We start from the raw sequence: 14,141 nt of genomic DNA, 5'->3' as shown, positions 1-14,141 counted from the left end.
CCGCCTTTTTATTGTGTGATTCTTTCACACTATGGTTATTTTAGTTAATTAAGTGCTCTTGCATTTCTTACCGGAAATTCATTTACGAAGCATGCCTTCGATAAAATCTTTCCAGTTCCCCAGTTCACGTTCAATCATAACAACCTCTCTTATTATTATGCGCATTCTACGAAAACGTATCATCATTGTGAAGCCACTTTAACCGATTGCTGTGATTGAGCCCCGCTGTACTGGTAGGTTTAGGATCACTATGAGCGTTGCCGGTTAAATTTTATGTGACCTACAGCAATATTTTGAAATAGTCGGAAAAATGACAGCATTTTTAATTTCCCCCTGAGTTTATTGGCAATTTAAACAGGGTGGACAACTATGCTTAAAAGATGAAAGACTATTCAGCTTACAGCTGTTCGTTGAATTATGGAGAATTGTAAATCCCGAAAAATTCCGAATGTGTTATATTCCACTTAAGGATATATCTTCGAAAATATTGAACATTAAATCCACAAAAGAACAAAAGGATTCACTATGGTTGTGATGTACGGCATTAAGAATTGCGACACGATTAAAAAAGCCCGCCGCTGGCTGGAAGCACACAACATCGACTATCGGTTCCACGATTACCGTGCCGACGGGCTTGACCCCGCGTTTCTCCATTCCGCCATCAACGAACTGGGATGGGAAGCGCTGCTGAATACCCGCGGGACCACCTGGCGAAAACTGGATGAATCTCTCCGGGCCACGATCAACGACGCCGACAGCGCAGCCAAATTGATGCTTGAAATGCCGGCAATCATCAAACGCCCATTGCTCTGCAAGCCAGGTCAGCCTATGCTGCTGGGTTTCAGTGAAACCCTTTATTCAGATTTATTCGTTGAGGTGTAGTCTATGTCATGCCCGGTCATTGAGCTGACTCAGCAGCTTATTCGCCGTCCTTCCCTTAGCCCGGACGACGCAGGTTGTCAGGCATTAATGATTGAGCGCCTGCGTGCCATCGGTTTTACCGTGGAGCACATGGATTTTGGCGATACGCAGAACTTCTGGGCATGGCGCGGTCAGGGGGAGACGCTGGCGTTTGCCGGACATACTGACGTAGTTCCCGCGGGCGACGCAGACCGCTGGATCAACCCGCCTTTTGAGCCGACCATCCGCGACGGCATGCTTTTCGGACGCGGCGCTGCGGACATGAAAGGTTCCCTGGCTGCGATGGTCGTGGCGGCAGAGCGTTTCGTCGCCCAGCATCCGAACCATAAAAACCGTCTTGCGTTTTTGATTACCTCCGACGAAGAAGCCAGCGCCCATAACGGCACCGTGAAGGTCGTTGAGGCGCTGATGGCGCGCAATGAACGTCTGGACTACTGTCTGGTGGGCGAACCGTCCAGCACCGAAGTGGTGGGCGATGTTGTGAAAAATGGCCGCCGTGGATCCCTGACCTGCAATTTGACTATTCATGGCGTGCAGGGCCACGTTGCCTATCCGCACCTGGCGGATAACCCGGTACACCGCGCCGCGCCGATGCTGAACGAACTTGTGAGCATTGAATGGGATAAAGGCAATGAATTTTTCCCGCCAACCAGCATGCAGATAGCCAACATCAAGGCTGGCACCGGCAGCAACAACGTCATTCCCGGCGATCTCTTCGTCCAGTTTAACTTCCGCTTCAGCACCGAACTGACTGACGAGATGATCAAAGCGCGAGTGATTGCGCTGCTCGAGAAATATCAGCTGCGCTATACCCTCGACTGGTGGCTGTCTGGCCAGCCGTTCCTGACGCAGCGCGGTAAACTGGTGGATGCGGTAGTGAACGCCATTGCGCACTATAATGAAATTAAGCCACAACTGCTGACAACGGGCGGCACGTCTGACGGACGCTTTATCGCCCGCATGGGCGCACAGGTTGTCGAACTGGGTCCGGTTAACGCGACGATTCACAAAATCAATGAATGCGTGAACGCTGCCGATTTACAACTGCTGGCCCGCATGTATCAACGTATTATGGAGCAACTCGTCGCCTGACGGGTGCTTAAAGAGGATTAGCGAATGGACTGGCTTTCAAAGTACTGGTGGATTCTGGTGTTGGTATTTCTGGTAGGCGTGCTGCTTAACGTGATTAAAGATCTCAAGCGCGTTGACCACAAAAAGTTCCTTGCCAACAAACCGGATCTTCCGCCGCATCGTGATTTTAACGACAAGTGGGACGATGAAGACGACTGGCCGAAGAAGGACCAGAAGAAGTAATTGTACACACCCCTCACCCCCGGCCCCTCTCCCCAGAGGGACGAGGGGGGTTTTGTTCCCTCTCCCTTTGGGGAGAGGGTTAGGGTGAGGGGAAATGTTTAAATAAACTCGACGATATCATCGTCATTCGGCTTCGCGCCGCTGAGCGCTTCATCAAAGTAGTGCTTCGGTACGGTATAACGCAGATGATCGAGCGCGAACTGCATGCTGCGATCGTCAATGGCATGCCCCAGATCGTCTACGATATCCAGCGTCACATCTCCGCCCTCGCGCATCAGCGTCTCCTGGGCGGCTACTGCATGCGAAAGCTCAATTACCCGGTCTTCACCCCCATGAATGAGATGGATCGTGGTCTGCGTGGTCGCGCTTTGCGGTAACGTCGCAAAACGCCCGTTAAAGGCAATCACGCGGGACACCAGTCCGGGCTGCGCTTTTACGCTTTCCAGCGACATGATTGAACCCTGAGAGAAGCCAATCAGCGCCGTTGCGTCGGCGCCTACGCCGCTCTGCTGCTGCCAGTAACGCACGGTATCGATAAAGGCTGGCATAACGGCATCAATACGCGCCTGACGATTCTCCTCCGTCACGCCCTCGACGGAAAACCACTGCCGACCGTCCGGACCGCACGGCTCCACGCCGCCGATGCTGACGATCAGCGCGTGTGGGAAAACGGGTGCAAACCAGCTGCCAATCTGTCCCATATTGACGGCATTGTCGCCCACGCCATGAAACAGAAGCAGGAGCTGTTTAGCAGGCGTATCCGGGCTTTGCACAACAAAATGGTCATGTTTCATGGCGATCTCCTTAATTGATAAGCAGGATTTTACGCCTCTGCGGGGTAATGACCATGCCACTTTACTGAAGAAGTCATTGAAAAAATTGCCATTGCAAAATGTCGGCTTTCAGCTGCTGGCTACGGGAGTAATCAAGCCTTTCAAGCGCGCGTGCGGTTTCCTCGCGTAGCTTCGCCAGCAACGCTTTGCGCCCGAAATCGTGCGTATTCCCTTCCATTTTCCCGCGCAGCGCCGGGAGTGGGATGTCCACGGCTAACACCAATCGCGTTAGCGCCGCAACCGAGGTTGAAAACGCCCGGTGAGCAAAGGCAAACCCCGCCAGCTCCAGCCAGTCATCACTATTAAGGGTAGCTTCCCATGCATCCGTCACTGGGATCTTTTCGCCATTCCAGGCCGACAGGACGCGCATATCACGACATAAACGCTGATGCGCCTGTTCGCAGAGCTGATGCCCCGCCTCGCTCAGCGGCAGCAACGCCATCGCCGTATAGCACCCGCTGCTGGCTTCCCGGTGGCTGCCCATCCGCACCAGCACAAACCCGCACTGCCGCCAGAAACGCCACAGCTCGTCGGTATAGCCAAAGCTGACCGAGAGATAATCTTCTCCGCTGGCACTGCGGATCAGCCGCTGGCCGATGCCTTCCCGCTGGCGATGGGGATGAACCGCAATGCGGCTGACGCGTCGGCCTTTCAGCGTCGCCGCGAGCGGCGAACCGCCGTGCGCCGCCAGCGACTGCGCCACCAGATTTCCACGCGGCCGACGAAACCCCGCCCATACTGCGCGGCTAAGTTCAGGGGGTAATCCCCCCTCCTCCACCAGCCAGAGCGCGCCCGCGATCTCCGCGCCCGCCTGAGCAACAGCAAAGTGCTGGCCGGGGGCGTCCATCATCCGGCGTAAATCGAGGGGGGACGTTCGGTAGTGCGCGGCACACAGCAGTTCATACACGCCTGCCCCGCGCGCCGGATCGTTCTCCCATATCCCGGGCTCCAGCGACGTTAAACGTACCTCCCCTGCCGGTTTGCGATCGATAAGCGCATCGTCGAACAGCAGCGCGTTCGCCACTATCCGCTCAAGGGGGCATCCGGCAGCCCAGCGAACTGGCGTGGATAAGGTATAACGCCGCAGCCCGCTGAACCGGGCGCAGAACTTCAGCAGGAATCCCCTGCCCGTGCCTTCATAACCCTGCACCGTGGTGGTCAGCAACACGCGGGGAAAGCGCGACACCAGCTTCTCCAGCAGCGGGCCGGGGATGGCGGCTGCCTCATCGACAATCAGCCAGTCAGCTTCTGTGGTGGAGGCCAGCAGCGCATCCGGGGCCATAAAGTGAAAATGTTCCCCGGCGAAACGCGCGATGACATCCGTCGCCCCTTTTGCCGGTGCCGTCACTACTGCACTCCCCTGAATGCCGCTCAGCAACATGCCCGCCAGGGCGGACTTTCCCCGTCCGCGCGGCGCCGTCACGGCGGCCACGCCCGCAGGCATGGTCAGAAGAGCGTCGAGGATTTCAGCCTGCTCGCGCTGCGGTTCACCGCTGGCGGGCTGCCAGGCGGGTAAATCTGGCGCAACGGGAAGGCACAGAGGACGATGTTGATGCCAGACGATGGCATCTGAATCGGCGGCAAGCATCCGGCAAAAGTGATGAACAAAGTGCGGGGTGGCGATCGGCTCTGCGCTGTCGCTCCAGCGCAGAGAATCCCTGTCGGGCCTGTCAGCCCAGACGGAGAACGGCGGCACCAGCAGCACCAGAAGGCTTCCGGCGCGCAGGGTCCCGCTGAGGGCGGCGAAGGCCGAGACGTCAAACCCGTCTCGCGCGTCAAAAACGGCGTGCAGGTATTCACGTCCCAGCAGGCCGCTGATGGCCTTAGAGGGGTTTTCCTCCAGCCACAGCCAGTCTCCTGGTAACGTATCGCGCAGATGGGTCGCCTGGCTCAACGTCCACGCTTCATCGCCGCTGAGCACCACCAGCCGGCGGTGCCCGGTACGCTGAAGCTGGTTAACCAGCTGTTCAAACCCCAACATCACATAGCTTTGCCGAAGGTATTACACTGCGACGGGTTGCCGCTGTCGAAGCCACGCTTAAACCAGCTGTAGCGCTGCTCTGAGGTGCCATGGGTAAAGCTGTCCGGCACAACGCGCCCCTGGCTCTGCTGCTGCAAGCGATCGTCACCAATCGCCTGTGCGGCATTCAGGGCCTCTTCCAGATCGCCTGTTTCCAGCACGCCCTGCTGCTGCATGCTGTGTCCCCAGACGCCAGCGAAGCAGTCGGCCTGAAGCTCCATGCGTACGGACAGACGATTCACCTCCGCCTGAGACGCATTCTGCTGCATCTGACGCACTTTAGGCTCAATGCCGAGGAGCTTCTGCACATGGTGGCCGACTTCATGCGCGATCACGTAGCCCTGGGCAAAATCGCCGTCGGCGCCCAGCTTGCTTTTCATGTCGTCATAGAAGGAGAGATCGATATAGACGGTGCTGTCCGCCGGGCAGTAGAACGGCCCCATAACGGACTGCCCGGTGCCACAGCCGGTGCGGGTTGCGCCCCGGTACATCACCAGTTTTGGCGGCTGATAAGTCCGCCCCATTTTCTCGAACTGCTGACCCCAGGTATCTTCGGTCGTCGCGAGAATAACGGAAGTAAATTTCGCCGCTTCATCTTCATTTGGGCTGATGGAGCGCTGAGAATACTGCTGCTGTTGCCCGGTTTCACCGGTCATCAAACCGGTCAGGTCGACACCGTAGTAGCCCGCCACCAGCACGACGACCAGCAGAATAATGCCGCCCTTGCCGCTGGGTAACCGGAAACCTGGCCCGCCCATAGACGGACCACCGCCACCACTGCTGCGTCTGTCTTCTACGTTGTCACTTTCACGACGCCCTTGCCAGCGCATAAACACCTCGAACTATTCCATTTATAATAGCTATGATCGTAGGCGGTTAATGAAAGGATTACCATAGTAAACAAGGATAAGACGCCAAAGGATGCCAACATCCTTTGGCAAATGCGCAGTTTAGTCGAGCTTAACGCCTAAACGGTGAGCAACCGCTTCGTACGCTTCGACCACGCCACCCAGACTCTGGCGGAAACGGTCTTTGTCCATTTTATCCAGCGTCTCTTTGTCCCACAGGCGGCTGCCGTCCGGAGAGAATTCGTCGCCCAGCACCACTTCGCCTTTGTACAGACCGAACTCCAGCTTGAAGTCGACCAGGATCAGGCCCGCGTCATCAAACAGCTTTTTCAGCACGTCGTTGGCTTTGTAGGTCAGTTCCTGCATGCGCGCCAGGTTCTCTTTGCTTACCCAGCCGAAGGTTTCACAGTAGGATTCGTTGACCATCGGGTCATGCATGGCGTCGTTTTTCAGGAACAGATCGAACAGCGGTGGATTCAGTTCGATACCTTCTTCGATGCCCAGACGCTTCACCAGGGAGCCTGCGGCACGGTTACGGATCACGCACTCAACCGGCACCATATCCAGTTTTTTTACCAGACATTCCGTATCGGACAACAACGCTTCCATCTGAGTCGGGATACCGGCTTCGGCCAGTTTGGTCATAATGAAGTGGTTGAACTTGTTGTTCACCATGCCCTTACGATCGAACTGCTCAATGCGTGCGCCGTCTCCTGCTGACGTATCATTGCGGAATTCGAGCACCAACAGATCCGGGTTTTCCGTGCTGTATACGGTTTTCGCTTTGCCACGATACAACTCAGCTTGCTTCTGCATCTTCATTACTCCTGGTGTGATGATTTGTATTCAAAACTGGCCATATTATGCCACGCACACGTTTGCGTAGCACGAAAATAAAAAGGGCTGGAATAACCAGCCCTCACTATTATTTGCTGAATGCGGCCTGGAAGGCAGCGACCAGCGCATCGTTCTGCGCCTGGGTCAGCGTGTGTCCTTTCGGATCGATAAATTGCAGGCTGCTGCGGTTATCGAGGTCGCCGACCTGGATTTTGTAGTCACCGGAAGGCAGCTGTGGATCGCTTGCCCCCAACTCCTGCCAGGCGCTATCAGACAGCGGCTTATAGGTCGCTGTGATACTGCCCGTTGAACGGGTGCTGTCAGTCACCTTCATGCCCACTTTTTCAAGCGTTGCTGGCAGACGCTGCCAGGTCTGGTTAAACGGCGCACGCACCACCAGCATCGGCAGACCGGTATCGTCTGCACCGCTCTGCACGTCAAAGGTTGAGCCGTTACGGTTCTGCGCGGCGTTTGCGGCATCGGTAGCGTTCTTATCCAGACCCGCTGCAATCACGTTCAGCATTTCAGTGCTGTAGCGCTGCATGGCGGACGGATCGGCAACCGGTTTACCTGCCTGCTCAAGATTCAACAGCTTAACGGTAACCGCCTGCTGATAACCCTGCGGCTTAACGGAGACTTGATAACGACCACGGTACTGCTGGTCTTCATCGAGACGGTTCCACTCAATCCAGTCGGTAGTTAAAGCTTGGCTGGCGTCGTCGCGTTTATCAATCGTATAGTTTTTCGACTGAATGACGCTTACAACCTGCGGCCACAGCGTTGTACCGCGTGCGCTTTCCACCAGCAGAGAAGCTGTATCACCGGTGAACTGCGTGCGCGCGCCGCTCACGAGCGCCAGAGGCTGAGCTGGCGGACGAATATCGAGCGCTTTACCCACCAGGCCGCTGCCGTTGGTAACCGGAATATTATAATCACCGTTCTGGATCGGCAGGATCATGCCGGCAGGCGCGTGAAGTTCAGCAAGCGGCGGCGCATCCAGATAGGATTCATCACCGCTCACCTGGCGCTTGTAGCGCGAGTCTGAACTACAGGCAGCGAGGAGCATAACAAGCGAAACACCCGCAACCTTCGCCAGGCGCGACTTCTGTACTGAATAAGCCATCAAATCTCCCTAAACTTTACAGCAAACCGGCATGCTTCAGCGCGCCAGCGACAATTTCACGACCGTGGTCGGTAATCGGTGTCATTGGCAGACGCAGCGTGTCGGTTGCTACAAGCCCCAACTCCTTACATGCCCATTTCACTGGGATCGGATTGGGTTCGACAAATAATTTATTGTGCAACGGCATCAGACGCTGATTAATCACGCGAGCTTCATCAAAGTGACCGGCTGCGGCCAGTTTGCACATGTCAGCCATATCGCGCGCCGCCACGTTCGCCGTCACGGAAATCACGCCGTTACCACCGAGCTGCATAAAGTCCAGCGCGGTCGCATCATCACCGCTCAACAGGATAAAGTCGTCTGAAACCAGCTCTTTGATCTGATGAACGCGGCTTAAGTTCCCTGTCGCCTCTTTAATCCCGATAATATTTTTTACTTTCGAGAGACGGCCAACGGTTTCCGGCAGCATATCGCAACCGGTACGGGACGGCACATTATACAGAATTTGTGGCAAGTCAGTATGTTCAGCGATGGCTTTGAAATGCTGGAACAAACCTTCCTGAGTAGGACGGTTGTAATAAGGGGTCACCGTCAGACAGCCGACAATGCCGCTGTCGTTAAAACGTTGGGTCAGACTGATAGCTTCTGCGGTTGCGTTTGCGCCCGTCCCCGCGATGACCGGAATACGCCCGTCCGCCAGTTCCAGGGTCAGCATCACAACGTCGCCGTGCTCTTCGTGGCTCAGCGTAGCGGATTCACCGGTAGTCCCTACCGAAACGATCGCCGAGGTTCCATTGGCGACATGGTAATCAATGAGCTTCTTCATGCTTGACCGGCAGACATTACCTTTTTCATCCATCGGTGTAACAAGCGCGACAATACTTCCCGTGAACATGAGCCATCCTCTGTGCGAACAAGAGCCTCAATGTTACGTTTGGAACTGTAATAAAAGCAAGCGACCTGAGGCTCTCAGGCGGTTGTATGCATGTTTTTTTTATGCTTTCCTTAGGAAGACTTAACCACGCAAAGGAAGAACAGGTTTGACAACCTCATCACAACATTACCTGGTTATCACTGCGCTGGGTGCTGACAGGCCGGGTATCGTGAATACCATCACTCGCCACGTGAGCAGCTGCGGCTGCAACATCGAAGACAGCCGGCTGGCTATGCTTGGCGAAGAGTTCACGTTCATCATGCTGCTTTCCGGAACATGGAATGCCATTACCCTCATCGAATCTACCCTGCCGCTGAAAGGCGCAGAGCTGGATTTACTGATTGTGATGAAGCGCACCACCGCGCGCCCGCGTCCGGCTCTGCCTGCCACGGTCTGGGTACAGGTTGAAGTGCCTGATTCACCTCATCTGATTGAACGTTTTACGGCGCTGTTTGACAGCCATCAGATGAACATTGCCGAACTGGTTTCCCGCACGCAGCCGGGCGATGAAAACGCAATCCCGACGCTGTTTATTCAAATTACCGCACACAGCCCTGCCTCGCAGGATGCGTCAAATATCGAGCAAGCGTTCAAAGCCCTCTGTACAGAATTACACGCGCAAGGCAGTATAAGCGTCGTCGATTATTCGCAGCACGAACAGGATGGAGTTGAGTAATGAACCCACTGAAAGCCGGTGATATCGCACCGAAATTTAGCTTACCGGATCAAGACGGCGAGCAAGTAAATTTGACCGACTTCCAGGGACAGCGTGTTCTGGTCTATTTCTACCCGAAAGCCATGACCCCGGGCTGTACCGTACAGGCCTGCGGTCTACGCGACAACATGGATGAGTTGAAAAAGGTCGGTGTGGAAGTGCTGGGCATCAGCACCGATAAGCCAGAGAAGCTGTCACGTTTTGCGGAAAAAGAGCTGCTGAACTTCACGCTGCTTTCCGATGAAGACCACCAGGTTTGCGAGCAGTTTGGCGTCTGGGGTGAGAAGTCCTTTATGGGCAAAACGTACGACGGTATTCACCGTATCAGCTTCCTGATTGGCGCTGACGGTAAAGTTGAGCACGTGTTTGATGATTTCAAAACCAGCAACCACCACGACGTGGTGTTGAAGTGGCTGAAAGAGAACGCGTGATCATTTTAGTGCCGGGTGGCGCTGCGCTTACCCGGCCTACAAGGTATATGCAAAACGGTAGCGCATGCTACCGTTTTTAGTGTTTGCCCCCCTCTCCCCGTGGGAGAGGGTTGGGGTGAGGTCATCAGCCCGCACTAAATCTACTTATCTTCCACCGCCGGCACATCCGGCCACGCGTGGACCACGGCTTTAATCAGCGTCGCCAGCGGAATGGCGAAGAATACCCCCCAGAATCCCCACAGCCCGCCGAAAATCACCACTGACAGGATAATCACCAGCGGATGCAGGTTAACGGCTTCTGAGAACAGCACCGGTACCAGCAGATTTCCGTCCAGTCCCTGAATAATCAGGTATACGGCGAAACAGCTCCAGAACTCCGTACCCAGACCAAACTGGAACAGCGCCACCCCCACAACCGGAATGGTCACCACAAACGCGCCGATATACGGGATCAGAACCGAGAATCCGACCAGCACCGCCAGCAGCAACGAGTAGTTCAGCCCGAAGATCACGAAGCCAATCCAGGTCGCCACGCCCACCACAATCATCTCCAGCACTTTGCCGCGAATGTAGTTGGTGATCTGCTGGTTCATCTCCTGCCAGACCTGACCGGCGAGACCGCGATTGCGCGGCAGCACGCGGCGCACCGCGTTCAGCATCTGCTCTTTATCTTTGACCAGGAAAAACACCATTAGCGGCACGAGAACAAGGTAAACCGCCAGCGTCAGCAACCCCACCAGCGAGGCCAGAGAGTATTTCACCACCGAATCACCCATGGTCATGATGCGGGCGCGCATGTTTTCGGCCATCGCATCGATAATCCCGGCGTCCATCAGCGCAGGATAGCGGCGCGGCAGCGTGGCGGCAAAATCAGACAGTTTATTCAGCATGCCGGGCATATCACGGATCAGGTAGATCCCCTGTTGCCAGGCGATGGGCATCACCACGAAGGACATCAGCAGCAGAATACCGACAAACAGCACCAGGACAATGCTGGTCGCCCAGCGGCGGGAACAGCCGATATGTTCCAGACGCGCGGTGGGCCACTCCAGCAGATACGCCAGTACAATCGCCACCAGTAGCGGTGCCAGCAGGCCACTAAAGAAGAACAGGATACCGAATCCGGCAACCAGAATGACCAGCAAAGCAATGGCTTCCGGGTCGCTAAACCGACGCCGATACCACTGCATTAACATTTCGAGCATACAACCCTTCCCTGAATCGAATGGCGGGAGTGAGACGGTGAATTGTATCTAACTGTCACAAAAAAGACTTTCCTTTTTGTTTCACTGTCAGGTTTCGCAAAACCCTGATGAATGGGATTTTCTTCATCTCTTAACACGGCTACACTCGCAGAGTAGCGGAGATGAACGTTATGCGGGTTCATCGGTCAAATTAGCACATCCAAAATACAGGACAGTGGTTATGTTCAGGCAGTTGAGAAAAACACTGGTTGCGACACTGATTGCCGCCGTGACGGTGGGTCAGGTGTTGCCCGCTTTCGCTGACTCGTCCGATTCATTGCCGGACATGGGCACCACGGCAGGAAGCACGCTCTCCATCGGGCAGGAGATGCAGATGGGTGATTATTACGTACGCCAGCTGCGCGGCAGTGCTCCGCTGATTAACGACCCTTTGCTGGTGCAGTACATCAACGGTCTGGGGATGCGGCTGGTGGCGCACGCCGACTCGGTAAAAACGCCCTTCCACTTCTATTTAATCAATAACGACGAAATCAACGCCTTCGCCTTCTTTGGCGGGAACGTGGTGCTGCATTCGGCGTTGTTCCGTTATTCCGATAACGAAAGCCAGCTGGCGTCCGTCATGGCGCACGAAATTTCGCACGTCACCCAGCGCCATCTGGCGCGTGCGATGGAAGATCAGAAGCGTAACGCCCCCCTGACCTGGGTGGGCGCGCTGGGTTCCATTTTGCTGGCGATGGCCAGCCCGCAGGCCGGGATGGCGGCGCTTACCGGGACGCTGGCGGGGACGCGTCAGGGGATGATCAGCTTTACCCAGCAGAACGAGCAGGAAGCAGACCGCATCGGCATTCAGGTTTTACAGCGTTCCGGCTTTGACCCGCAGGCCATGCCGAGCTTCCTGGAAAAACTGCTCGACCAGGCACGCTACTCGTCGCGCCCGCCTGAAATTCTGTTGACCCACCCGCTGCCGGAAAGCCGACTCTCGGATGCCCGTAACCGTGCCAACCAGATGCGTCCGGTCGTGGTGCAGTCTTCGCAGGATTTCTACATGGCCAAAGTGAGAACGCTTGGCATGTACAACTCCGGACGTAATCAGCTCACCAGCGATCTGCTGGACGCGCTGGCGAAAGGCAACGTGCGCGAGAAAAACGCGGCGCAGTATGGTCAGGCGCTCCAGGCGATGGAGGCCAGCAAGTACGATGAAGCGCGTAAAGCGCTACAGCCGCTGCTGGCGTCGGCGCCTGACAATCCATGGTATCTTGACCTCGCCACCGATATCGATCTGGGGCAGAAAAAAGCGACCGATGCGATCAATCGTCTGAAAGGGGCGAAAGACATTCGCAACAATCCGGTATTGCAGCTTAACCTGGCGAACGCCTACTTACAGGGCGGCCAGCCCGGCGAGGCGGTGATCATTCTGAACCGCTACACCTTTAACAATAAAGATGACCAGAACGGCTGGGAACTGCTCGCCCAGGCCCAGGGGCAACTGGGTAACCGCGATCAGGAGCTGGCCGCGCGTGCGGAAGGCCTGGCGCTGGCGGGTCGCCTCGATCAGGCCATTTCCCTGTTGAGCAGCGCCAGCTCACAGGTGAAGCTTGGCAGCCTGCAACAGGCCCGCTACGATGCGCGAATCGACCAGCTGCGCGGCCTGCAACAACGCTTTAAGCCGTACGAGAAGATGTAATAAAGGAGAAGTCATGACAGACGCGGTAAAAATTTACCATAACCCTCGCTGCTCCAAGAGCCGCGAGACGCTGAATCTGCTGAAGTCTAACGGCATCGATCCGGAAGTGGTGTTGTATCTGGAGACGCCGCCGGATGCGCAGACGATCCGCCAGCTGCTGAAGATGCTTAACATGGGCAGCGCACGCGACCTGATGCGTCAGAAAGAAGATCTGTATAAGTCGCTTAATCTGAACGATACCAGTCTCACAGAAGATCGGCTGATTCAGGCGATGGTCGACAATCCAAAGCTGATTGAGCGCCCGATTGTGGTGGCGAACGGCAAGGCGCGTATCGGCCGTCCGCCGGAAGACGTGCTCGGGATCGTCTAATCGTTACGCCGCAGCGCTTCCAGAAACGCCTGCGGCGTACGCTCTCCCAGCTTTTTCTGCGCTTTTCCCCGGTTGTAAAACTCACACAGTTGGATCAACAGCGCTTCCGCCGGTTCACTGTTCACCCGCGGAATGATCTCACGTAACGGCACGGTGGCCTGAAGGGCAAGATAATACTGTGAATGCACTTTTACGGTGACGTTATGCTCCGGCAAGTTCACTGCCAGCCCAAAAGTCTCAACAGATTGAATATCAGCCGGACAGGCAGCCAGCACCTCGTTCGTCCAGCGGGTCAGCAACTGCGGCGAGACACCGGCATAAAGCCGGGCGTAGCACCAGCCGCTAACGGGTTCACGCGCCCAGAGCAGGTGTTGCTCCCCACCGTCGTCCATATGCAGCGATAGCGGCTGATGATGCAGAAGTAGCTTCTGCGGCATGATACCGGCCTTCAGCGCCTTTTTGCCCTGCAACGACGCCCCCTTTTGTCTTACCGAAGCCGGTTTGAGGTAGCGGTTCAGGGTCGCGCGGGAAACGGCGATCCCGAGTCCGTCATTCACCAGCAGCAGCAGTTCATCCAGCGGTGCACCGGTGATATCACGCAGAGCATTTATCAGTGCTGCCTGCTCTTGTCTCAACGCTTTATGTATCACTTTTGGCGTGGTGTGGTTATCCGAAACCTGGTCGCGGTTGCGCCAGCGCCTGACGGTGGTGACCGAGATACCCAACTCAACGGCAAGCTCTCTGTCGCTTTTATCTGACTGCTGAAGATAACGACGGATACGCGGTGTGGTGGTGGCGTTGGCATGCAGTTTGATTTCCATCGCGTCTCTCTCCGCAACTAATCTTATGAGATTTATATCAGAGCAGCGAATGCTTTGTGACCGATTTCACCTTTCGCTCGCCGCG

16 protein-coding genes are annotated in these 14,141 nt (G+C 55.8%); 7 read left to right on the top strand and 9 right to left on the bottom strand.

The features are described 5' to 3' along the window. Positions 1–78: 78 nt before the first annotated feature. Positions 79–138 (bottom strand): protein YpfM, encoded by a 60-nt coding sequence (gene ypfM, locus ACOTX1_RS00520; protein WP_015572204.1) that lies wholly within the window; start codon positions 136–138, stop codon positions 79–81. A gap of 387 nt (positions 139–525) precedes the next feature. Here ypfM and ACOTX1_RS00515 point away from each other — a divergent pair, with 387 nt between their 5' ends. From ACOTX1_RS00515 to ACOTX1_RS00505, 3 genes are read left to right on the top strand one after another with little or no spacing between them, the layout of a single operon-like run. Then, entirely contained in the window at positions 526–882 is a 357-nt protein-coding gene (locus ACOTX1_RS00515; RefSeq protein WP_015572203.1) for an ArsC family reductase, read from the top strand. 3 nt (positions 883–885) lie between these two features. Beyond that, entirely contained in the window at positions 886–2,013 is a 1,128-nt protein-coding gene (gene dapE, locus ACOTX1_RS00510) for a succinyl-diaminopimelate desuccinylase (protein ID WP_003863566.1), read from the top strand. A gap of 24 nt (positions 2,014–2,037) precedes the next feature. Further along, a complete protein-coding gene (locus tag ACOTX1_RS00505) occupies positions 2,038–2,235 on the top strand; it encodes a YpfN family protein (protein ID WP_000383991.1) in 198 nt (65 codons plus the stop codon). A 98-nt stretch (positions 2,236–2,333) separates the two neighbouring features. On the opposite strand, the gene ypfH is transcribed toward ACOTX1_RS00505, so the two are convergent. From ypfH to dapA, 6 genes are all read right to left on the bottom strand, one after another. After that, complete coding sequence (gene ypfH, locus ACOTX1_RS00500; protein WP_023314628.1) at positions 2,334–3,029, bottom strand: esterase; 696 nt, start codon at positions 3,027–3,029, stop codon at positions 2,334–2,336. Positions 3,030–3,102: 73 nt separating this feature from the next. Continuing rightward, on the bottom strand, positions 3,103–5,049 hold the full coding sequence (locus ACOTX1_RS00495; RefSeq protein WP_023314629.1) for a tRNA(Met) cytidine acetyltransferase TmcA: 1,947 nt from the start codon (positions 5,047–5,049) through the stop codon (positions 3,103–3,105). Then, positions 5,049–5,918: a neutral zinc metallopeptidase gene (locus tag ACOTX1_RS00490; RefSeq protein WP_001303362.1), complete on the bottom strand. Its 870-nt coding sequence runs from the start codon at positions 5,916–5,918 to the stop codon at positions 5,049–5,051. The genes ACOTX1_RS00495 and ACOTX1_RS00490 overlap by 1 nt, the downstream gene beginning before the upstream one ends. A 120-nt stretch (positions 5,919–6,038) precedes the next feature. Continuing rightward, positions 6,039–6,752: a phosphoribosylaminoimidazolesuccinocarboxamide synthase gene (purC, locus tag ACOTX1_RS00485; RefSeq protein WP_001171626.1), complete on the bottom strand. Its 714-nt coding sequence runs from the start codon at positions 6,750–6,752 to the stop codon at positions 6,039–6,041. 109 nt (positions 6,753–6,861) lie between these two features. Beyond that, entirely contained in the window at positions 6,862–7,896 is a 1,035-nt protein-coding gene (gene bamC / locus ACOTX1_RS00480; protein ID WP_003860539.1) for an outer membrane protein assembly factor BamC, read from the bottom strand. A gap of 16 nt (positions 7,897–7,912) precedes the next feature. Continuing rightward, a complete protein-coding gene (gene dapA, locus ACOTX1_RS00475) occupies positions 7,913–8,791 on the bottom strand; it encodes a 4-hydroxy-tetrahydrodipicolinate synthase (protein ID WP_003860542.1) in 879 nt (292 codons plus the stop codon). A gap of 145 nt (positions 8,792–8,936) precedes the next feature. On the opposite strand from dapA, the gene ACOTX1_RS00470 reads away from it, so the two are divergent. After that, positions 8,937–9,506, top strand: coding sequence for a glycine cleavage system transcriptional repressor (locus ACOTX1_RS00470; protein ID WP_000213743.1), 570 nt, complete (start codon positions 8,937–8,939; stop codon positions 9,504–9,506). Continuing rightward, complete coding sequence (bcp, locus tag ACOTX1_RS00465; RefSeq protein WP_023314630.1) at positions 9,506–9,976, top strand: thioredoxin-dependent thiol peroxidase; 471 nt, start codon at positions 9,506–9,508, stop codon at positions 9,974–9,976. The genes ACOTX1_RS00470 and bcp overlap by 1 nt, the downstream gene beginning before the upstream one ends. 140 nt (positions 9,977–10,116) lie before the next feature. On the opposite strand, the gene ACOTX1_RS00460 is transcribed toward bcp, so the two are convergent. Then, positions 10,117–11,181 carry an AI-2E family transporter gene (locus ACOTX1_RS00460; protein WP_023314631.1) on the bottom strand — a complete coding sequence of 355 codons (1,065 nt, stop codon included), beginning with the start codon at positions 11,179–11,181 and terminating at the stop codon, positions 10,117–10,119. Between the two features lie 220 nt (positions 11,182–11,401). Between ACOTX1_RS00460 and bepA the strand changes: the two genes are divergently transcribed. Together bepA and arsC are read left to right on the top strand one after the other, a co-directional pair. Next, a complete protein-coding gene (bepA, locus tag ACOTX1_RS00455; RefSeq protein WP_023314632.1) occupies positions 11,402–12,865 on the top strand; it encodes a beta-barrel assembly-enhancing protease in 1,464 nt (487 codons plus the stop codon). Between the two features lie 13 nt (positions 12,866–12,878). Further along, positions 12,879–13,235, top strand: coding sequence for an arsenate reductase (glutaredoxin) (gene arsC, locus ACOTX1_RS00450; protein WP_003860549.1), 357 nt, complete (start codon positions 12,879–12,881; stop codon positions 13,233–13,235). On the opposite strand, the gene ACOTX1_RS00445 is transcribed toward arsC, so the two are convergent. After that, positions 13,232–14,056, bottom strand: a complete 825-nt coding sequence (locus tag ACOTX1_RS00445; RefSeq protein WP_023314633.1) for a hypothetical protein — start codon at positions 14,054–14,056, stop codon at positions 13,232–13,234. The genes arsC and ACOTX1_RS00445 overlap by 4 nt on opposite strands. Positions 14,057–14,141: the final 85 nt, after the last annotated feature.

Origin of the sequence: Enterobacter cloacae complex sp. IR5401 (assembly GCF_049238425.1) — a bacterium.
In the GTDB taxonomy this organism is placed as follows: domain Bacteria; phylum Pseudomonadota; class Gammaproteobacteria; order Enterobacterales; family Enterobacteriaceae; genus Enterobacter; species Enterobacter hormaechei_C.
This window is presented reverse-complemented; position numbering and strand designations above follow the sequence as displayed.

Bases quoted from the DNA above. Each gene is read 5' to 3' on its own strand.
- ACOTX1_RS00515 (WP_015572203.1), top strand. From the start codon at position 526: ATGGTTGTGATGTACGGCATTAAGAATTGCGACACGATTAAAAAAGCC.
- dapE (WP_003863566.1), top strand. From the start codon at position 886: ATGTCATGCCCGGTCATTGAGCTGACTCAGCAGCTTATTCGCCGTCCT.
- ACOTX1_RS00505 (WP_000383991.1), top strand. From the start codon at position 2,038: ATGGACTGGCTTTCAAAGTACTGGTGGATTCTGGTGTTGGTATTTCTG.
- ypfH (WP_023314628.1), bottom strand. From the start codon at position 3,029: ATGAAACATGACCATTTTGTTGTGCAAAGCCCGGATACGCCTGCTAAA.
- ACOTX1_RS00495 (WP_023314629.1), bottom strand. From the start codon at position 5,049: ATGTTGGGGTTTGAACAGCTGGTTAACCAGCTTCAGCGTACCGGGCAC.
- ACOTX1_RS00490 (WP_001303362.1), bottom strand. From the start codon at position 5,918: ATGCGCTGGCAAGGGCGTCGTGAAAGTGACAACGTAGAAGACAGACGC.
- purC (WP_001171626.1), bottom strand. From the start codon at position 6,752: ATGCAGAAGCAAGCTGAGTTGTATCGTGGCAAAGCGAAAACCGTATAC.
- bamC (WP_003860539.1), bottom strand. From the start codon at position 7,896: ATGGCTTATTCAGTACAGAAGTCGCGCCTGGCGAAGGTTGCGGGTGTT.
- dapA (WP_003860542.1), bottom strand. From the start codon at position 8,791: ATGTTCACGGGAAGTATTGTCGCGCTTGTTACACCGATGGATGAAAAA.
- bcp (WP_023314630.1), top strand. From the start codon at position 9,506: ATGAACCCACTGAAAGCCGGTGATATCGCACCGAAATTTAGCTTACCG.
- ACOTX1_RS00460 (WP_023314631.1), bottom strand. From the start codon at position 11,181: ATGCTCGAAATGTTAATGCAGTGGTATCGGCGTCGGTTTAGCGACCCG.
- bepA (WP_023314632.1), top strand. From the start codon at position 11,402: ATGTTCAGGCAGTTGAGAAAAACACTGGTTGCGACACTGATTGCCGCC.
- arsC (WP_003860549.1), top strand. From the start codon at position 12,879: ATGACAGACGCGGTAAAAATTTACCATAACCCTCGCTGCTCCAAGAGC.
- ACOTX1_RS00445 (WP_023314633.1), bottom strand. From the start codon at position 14,056: ATGGAAATCAAACTGCATGCCAACGCCACCACCACACCGCGTATCCGT.